The sequence below is a fragment of the Enterobacter sp. CGMCC 5087 genome (genome assembly GCF_003144775.1).
GTDB lineage: Bacteria > Pseudomonadota > Gammaproteobacteria > Enterobacterales > Enterobacteriaceae > Enterobacter > Enterobacter cloacae_M.
Window position 1 is genome coordinate 1 of sequence record NZ_QFXN01000291.1, and the last position, 5,955, is coordinate 5,955.

General features: G+C 55.1%; 5 protein-coding genes. All 5 read right to left on the reverse strand.

The annotated features are described in order from the left end of the window. On the reverse strand, positions 1 to 1,071 hold a 1,071-nt coding region (locus DEO48_RS27285), incomplete at its 3' end, for a contractile injection system protein, VgrG/Pvc8 family (protein WP_375232176.1). 327 nt (positions 1,072 to 1,398) lie between these two features. Then, the gene (locus DEO48_RS24765; RefSeq protein ID WP_109846569.1) at positions 1,399 to 1,917 is read right to left on the reverse strand and encodes an Hcp family type VI secretion system effector; all 519 of its coding nucleotides are present in this window, start codon (positions 1,915 to 1,917) and stop codon (positions 1,399 to 1,401) included. A gap of 386 nt (positions 1,918 to 2,303) precedes the next feature. Further along, on the reverse strand, positions 2,304 to 3,695 hold the full coding sequence (locus DEO48_RS24770; RefSeq protein WP_109846570.1) for a tetratricopeptide repeat protein: 1,392 nt from the start codon (positions 3,693 to 3,695) through the stop codon (positions 2,304 to 2,306). Next, positions 3,695 to 5,122, reverse strand: coding sequence for a VasL domain-containing protein (locus DEO48_RS24775; protein WP_109846571.1), 1,428 nt, complete (start codon positions 5,120 to 5,122; stop codon positions 3,695 to 3,697). Before DEO48_RS24775 ends, DEO48_RS24770 begins: the two co-directional genes overlap by 1 nt. Continuing rightward, a partial coding sequence (locus DEO48_RS24780) for a type VI secretion IcmF C-terminal domain-containing protein (protein WP_309136849.1) occupies positions 5,115 to 5,955 on the reverse strand: 841 nt, incomplete at its 5' end. The genes DEO48_RS24780 and DEO48_RS24775, both read right to left, overlap by 8 nt.

The following is a 5,955-nucleotide window of genomic DNA, read 5'->3' on the forward strand; positions in this document are numbered from 1 at the left end:
GCTCACGATACCGCTGACCCGTCGCTGCAACTCGCCGTTGTACCAGACCATCAGCTCGCAGGACTGGTCCAGCACATCCCCAAAATCAATCCCGGGCTGCGGGCTCGCCAGTTTCAGGCGCAGCTCAAAGGGCTTGTTCAGGGCTTCCTTCAGCTCAAATTCCACCACCGCAAAGGTACTGGCGGATAAACGCCCCATGTTTACTGTAAACTTCAGTCCCGTATCATTGACTATTCTATTAGCATTACTTGTAACCGGAGCGCCAGGTATTCCGTGCTGTGTTGAGGAGGAAGAGTTCGACGTACTGGTCGGTGTGCTTAATTGTGGGTCCGGTTTATTGATTGATGTCCCCGTGACATAATTACTATGTGCAGTGCTTCCAGCATTACTGCCGCTGCTCCCCGAGGGGGAACCGGGATCACCATTTGATTCATTTTGTGCAGGGCTGGTATCTTTTTGTGAAGAGAGTATTTCAGTAAGCTTACTAATATCGTCCTTCGTCACTTCTCCAATAAGAAAATATTCTTTTTCGTTTCCACTAACAAATGGGTTTTCAAAGGGCTTTCTGTTAACCAACTCAGCCTTAAGATTTTTTCCTGGATATTTCGATGCGGTTGTAAAATTATCAACTACAGTTCCGGATATAAGACAAGAACTGGCCGATGAGGTTGCATGTGCTTTACATAAAAAACTTAGCACATGAAAACTTTCAGCATCCTTTCCAGAAACATCATGAATTCGTTCTTTTTTCCACTTATCTGCACTTCCTAACAAATCATTAGCCTGTTGCTCAGAGATAGAATGTTGTTTTCTTTCACCATCACGCATGTAAGTAATGCAATTACTTTTCCTGTCGAGTGTTATTCGATATTTTCGTTGTTGTCGTGGATTAACTGTATTTACAGTAACAGTTATAGGGCGGGAGGAACCATTAGTATATTGCTTAGCACCATTGGCCTGAAAAACAGTGTTGTTATCCGGTTTTAAAGTAACACCACCGCGCCCATCAAAATTGAATCTGGTGTTACAACGATCTGGACGTTCTTTCCGGTAAAAAACTGAACTACTCATAAAGGAACCTTTAAGTAATTAATCTCTCTTAAATATAAACTGCGATGCCCCCTGCAGACTGCTACAGTGCACGATTTGCATTTACCACTGTGGTAACCCGAAGTTGCTAACTCTGGAAGTGATCCTTGATGAGCGCCCCCCTTCCTCACCGTAAACTGCAGTCCTGTCCCGTCCGCCACGTCATCTCTCCTCTTTCAGGGCAATGGCTACCGCACGCCCGGCTTTCACCGTTCGGGGGTCAATGTATCGTCTCAGTGTTCAGGTCTGACCGGCGCCACACCTCAGCACTGAATAACCCGGGCAGTAGCCCGGGTTATAAGACGTCATTTATGCTTCTGTTGGCGCACGCCAGTCATCGCTGCCGGAAGTGTTACCAACGATGTGTTCCCATTCAATTTTTCGGTACGCCAGAGAGACTTCGACGAGCTGGGTATAATTAGCCTCGTTCTCATCCTGGCAATGTGGCATATGCAGGTTGATATCGACGATGGTGGCATCGGTCAGTGCTGTCGTGAAAAAATGTTCCCGCTGACCTTGTGCGGAGATGCGATACCACTTGAGTGCTACCCCATCAAGTAGCTCACCAGACGCCAGCGCGTTATAAAGCAACGGTACGGCTTTGTTCAGTGTGACGGTGAATTTAAAAGGCTTATGAACGCGCAGACCGGACGGCTGCCCGGACTGCGGATCGGTCGGAACGGTGATGATGTGCTTAAATGCCTGTACCATCATTTCGTCCTTGTGGCCTTCCACATAGTTGTTACCGACAGAATCTGCAGTAAAAGCATCTTTGGTGATGAGCCCCTGTCTGGCTCCGGTAATGCTGATATAGCACGGTGCTGGCATTGTTAACTTCTCCATTGAATTAAACGTGATGTGTACTTCCGCAAGATATATGGCAATATCCATGCCAAATTTTTATTCAATTGTTTTTAAAGAGTTTTGTATTTTTGGGGGCCGGGTTAAAAACGGGATCGCGCAAGATCTTGCGCAAAATCAAGCAAGAAGTTGCGCAAACCTCTCTAACTCACGGCGTTTATTGCGTAAAAAGTGTTTTATGCTAAAAGCTGAGCAAGAAGTTGCGCAGATTTTGTATTTATTCTTTTAGTGGTTGTTTTACGTTCACTTTCGCAATTATTTTTGTGACTCTCATCACAATGAAAGCTACTCAGTCGTCGTTCGGATGATTAAAAAGCAACCAGCGGCCACACTTCACCGGAAATAAAAATCGGTCAGAGGGCCGCATCGTTCTGTCCCTGAGCGATACGCTGGCTCCACGCACGGGCCAGCTTCTGTGCGGATTGAATTTCATCGGGCTTCAGCAGGGCTTCCAGCGCATTAAGCGCATCCACCGCGTCTTTGGCGTTTTCCGTTGCGGCCAGGGAGTACCAGGCATAAGCCTGAACCCGGCTGCGCGGCAGCCCCAGTCCGTCCTGACTCATCATGCCTGCCCGGTACTGTGCCATCCGGTTTCCCGACATCGCGCTGAGCCGGTATTGCGTAAAGGCCTGCGTGTAATCATGTTGTCCGCCGAGACCAAGGCGCAGCATGTCGCCGTAGTGGTAACGACCTTCCGCATCGCCCCGTGCTGCCAGCTGCTGCCATGCGATTCTGGCGTGAACCTCATCGCCCTGCTTTTCATACCACCCGGCAAGTCCCCGCCCGGCCTGAAGGTCACCGCCTTTCGCGGAGAGCATCAGATACCGTAGTTTCATCTCATCGCTGGGTTGATACTGGCTGTAGAGATACTGTGCCCGGGCATCGCCTTTATCGACAGCACGCTTAAGCCAGAGCATCCCTTCGGTCTGATTTTGTGCCACGCCGTTGCCGCTCAGATACGCCTGCCCCAGGAAGCGCTGCGCGGCCACATCCCCGCCCTGTGCCGCTTTCTGATACCACATCAGCTTTTCCGTGCCTTCGCTGTGCTCTGCCAGCCAGCGCTGCGCCGCCGGGTTACCCATGGCCGCAGCCTGACGGTAGTTACGGCGAGCGATATCCCGAGCCTTATCCACACCGTTTCCGGTTTCATAACGGCGGGCAAGCAGGGCCAGAGCAGCGGGCTCTTCCTGCACGGCAGCTTTTTGCAGCCAGGACAGCGCCGTTTTTTCACCCTCAGGCTGTGTCTGGTACCAGCGGGCCAGCATCAGCTGTGCCTCAGCGTTGCCCTGACGGGCGGCCTTCTCAAACTGACTGATGCAGTCCGCAACAGGCGATGTGCCATGCCCTGCCTGGCAATATCCGGCAAGATTCATACTGGCCTGCGCATTACCGAGAGACGATGCCCGTGTCCACCACTGACGGGCAAGCGCTTCGTTACGCGGCTCCCCCAGCCCGTTGTGATACCAGTCTCCCGCCTGACGCGCGGCATCCGCGCGGGTTGAACGCGACGCATCCGAGGCCGCCGACTGGCTGGCCGCCTGTTTCATCAGCGTCAGCGCTCGCCCGTATTCACCGCGGGCCGCCAGCTTTCCGGCCAGCACATACTGCGCCTGCGCGTCCCCGGCCTGCGCTTTCTGCGCCAATGCAGCCTCAGGCAGGGTCGTTAACGGCGCACTGCAGGCGCTCAGCAACCCGGTGACCAGCAATATCCGTAGCATTGCTGCCGGAGACAAAGACCGTCGCATCACGGCCCTCCCGGTGTGGACTGCAACTGATACAGGCGCACGCTGTACGACCTGAGCGTCGACTGCAGGTTGTCAAGCACGGCCGGACTTACGGTTTGGTTGACCCGCTGCTGTGCTTCCAGGCGGTTCAGTTGTACGGTAAACGGCGTGTCACGTTCCATCTCAGTGCGGATGTCATAAAGCGAGGATTTAAGATAGGAGATGGTGACCGTTTTGTGCTGGCGCTCCAGGCTCTGCAACTGTGTCAGTAACGCATCCACCCGTACGGTGGCATCCGGCCAGGTGGAAACATCCTGTGTCGCGCCACGCTGCGCATGCAGCATCTGCTGCCACTGGCTGTCCATCGCGCTCAGGGCCAGCGACTGTGGGTAGAGCATATGCAACGAATGACGCAGCCCGTCGGCATACTGAAACGCCCACAGCGGCGAGAGCTGCTGCACATGCGCCAGCTGTGCCTGATAATCCCGGGTGAGCAGGGGCTCCATATCGCGCAGAGCCTGCTCGCCCAGCGCCATGCGGGCATCACTCAGCCGGGCTGCATCGGGGGCCACAGGCCAGGTCAGCGCATTCGTTGTCAGCATCGCGGTGGCATCGTGCTCGCGGGAAGACTGCAGCGCGTTCCAGTGATCCCACCCGGCCACCATCAGTACCGGCAGCAGACAGCTCACCATCCCGCTGACAAACCAGACCCACGCCGGACGCGGGGGCTGATGAGGCTTAATTTTCAGCACCGTCGGCTTCAGCGTCCCTTTTTCACGCCCGACAATAATGCTGCCGGCTGGCAGTTGCGCCATATCGGATGCCACACTTCCGTCCGTTTCATCAGAGCGGAAATACACCACTGGCGGCACCTGCATCTCTTTTTTCAGTACGTCCTGCTCCGGTGACACAATCACGATTTCTGATTCGTCAAACAGGCGGGTATACCCTTCAATAAAATGCAGCAGATTCTCAATCCGCGGTACCCGGTCTAAGCCGGCATTGTGCAGTTTTTCGCTCAGGAGCTGTAATGACCGTTCGCAGCGATAAATCAGGCGCTTGTCGTCATGCCCGACCGTGTACTGACGTACCACGTCACTGACACGGGCGATAAACCAGTCGAGCATTTCCACCCGGGCCCGGGCCTGATGGACCGGCGGCCAGACGTTGTCCCACTGGGTCACGATAAGCGAGCTCAGAAACTCGCAGCCTTCCGTAAAACCACGGAGTCCATTCAACCGGGCGCGGGCCAGCGTAAAGTAGAGTGCAGTCTGCAGATCCCCCCCCTGCTTTTCAAAAATAGCCTGCGCCATCTCATGCACCAGCGCCCAGTCCACTTCCGGTCGCGACACGTGGCTGAGTTTATTGATTTCATTACGCAGTCTTTCATATTCCGGCAACACGCGGGGATCGCGCCCCACGCTCAGCACCTGCTGTGGATCATGCATCCGGTTCTTCCCGTTTTCTGAGGGGCACCTGGCCCCGTGAATAAAGTGTGTCCGGTAAACGGAACTGGCTGAACAGCCCTGTGGCAAACGGACTGTGGTCAGCGTCGCTGTAGATCCGCCAGGTCATGGCCCCGTCATCCACACCAAAACGCACATCAAACGAACCCCGACTCACCTGCGTCCGGTTGCCGGCATCCAGCAGGCGGAACATCGCCCACGGGCCGGTAAAGCCCAGGCTTCGCGGTGAGCGGGCACCGTCATCCGGCATCAGCGTCAGTTTGCTCTCAGACCCGTCACGCAGGACGTTTGGCCAGACCAGCGGCACTTTCTGACGCCGTCCGTGGCTGTACTCCACCAGCTGGCCGTCAAGGTTCAGCACGCTGCGGCGTTTACTGGCGGTCAGTTCAACCGGCTCAACCACAAAGTGCACTTCCGGCTGCCCCTGAGCATTAAACAGGGCCTCACGGATCCGCTGAGCCTGGTCAAGCTGGTTCACCAGCGCCTGCAGAGGACCGTTACCCTGTTTCAGGACGCCGCTGTCAAGCAGCGGTTTGAGGCTGGACTGATAAAAGCCATCGAGTGTGCCGCCGGGGGCAAAGAAACGGGTCACTTCAGACAGGGACGCATCCTGCGAAGAGGCCGGATTGAAGGGATAGCGGTCAGCCAGGGTGTCGTTAAACGGCGTCAGCACCTGCTCACTCCATGCCTGGTTCAGGGATGACATGGCAAGCGAGGTCGTCACATCAGCGACCTGCGTCGCAATCTGACCGACCCAGCGATCCAGTGGCGCAGGCAGCCCCCGCGCATACTGTTGCAGACTGAAAGCCGGATCC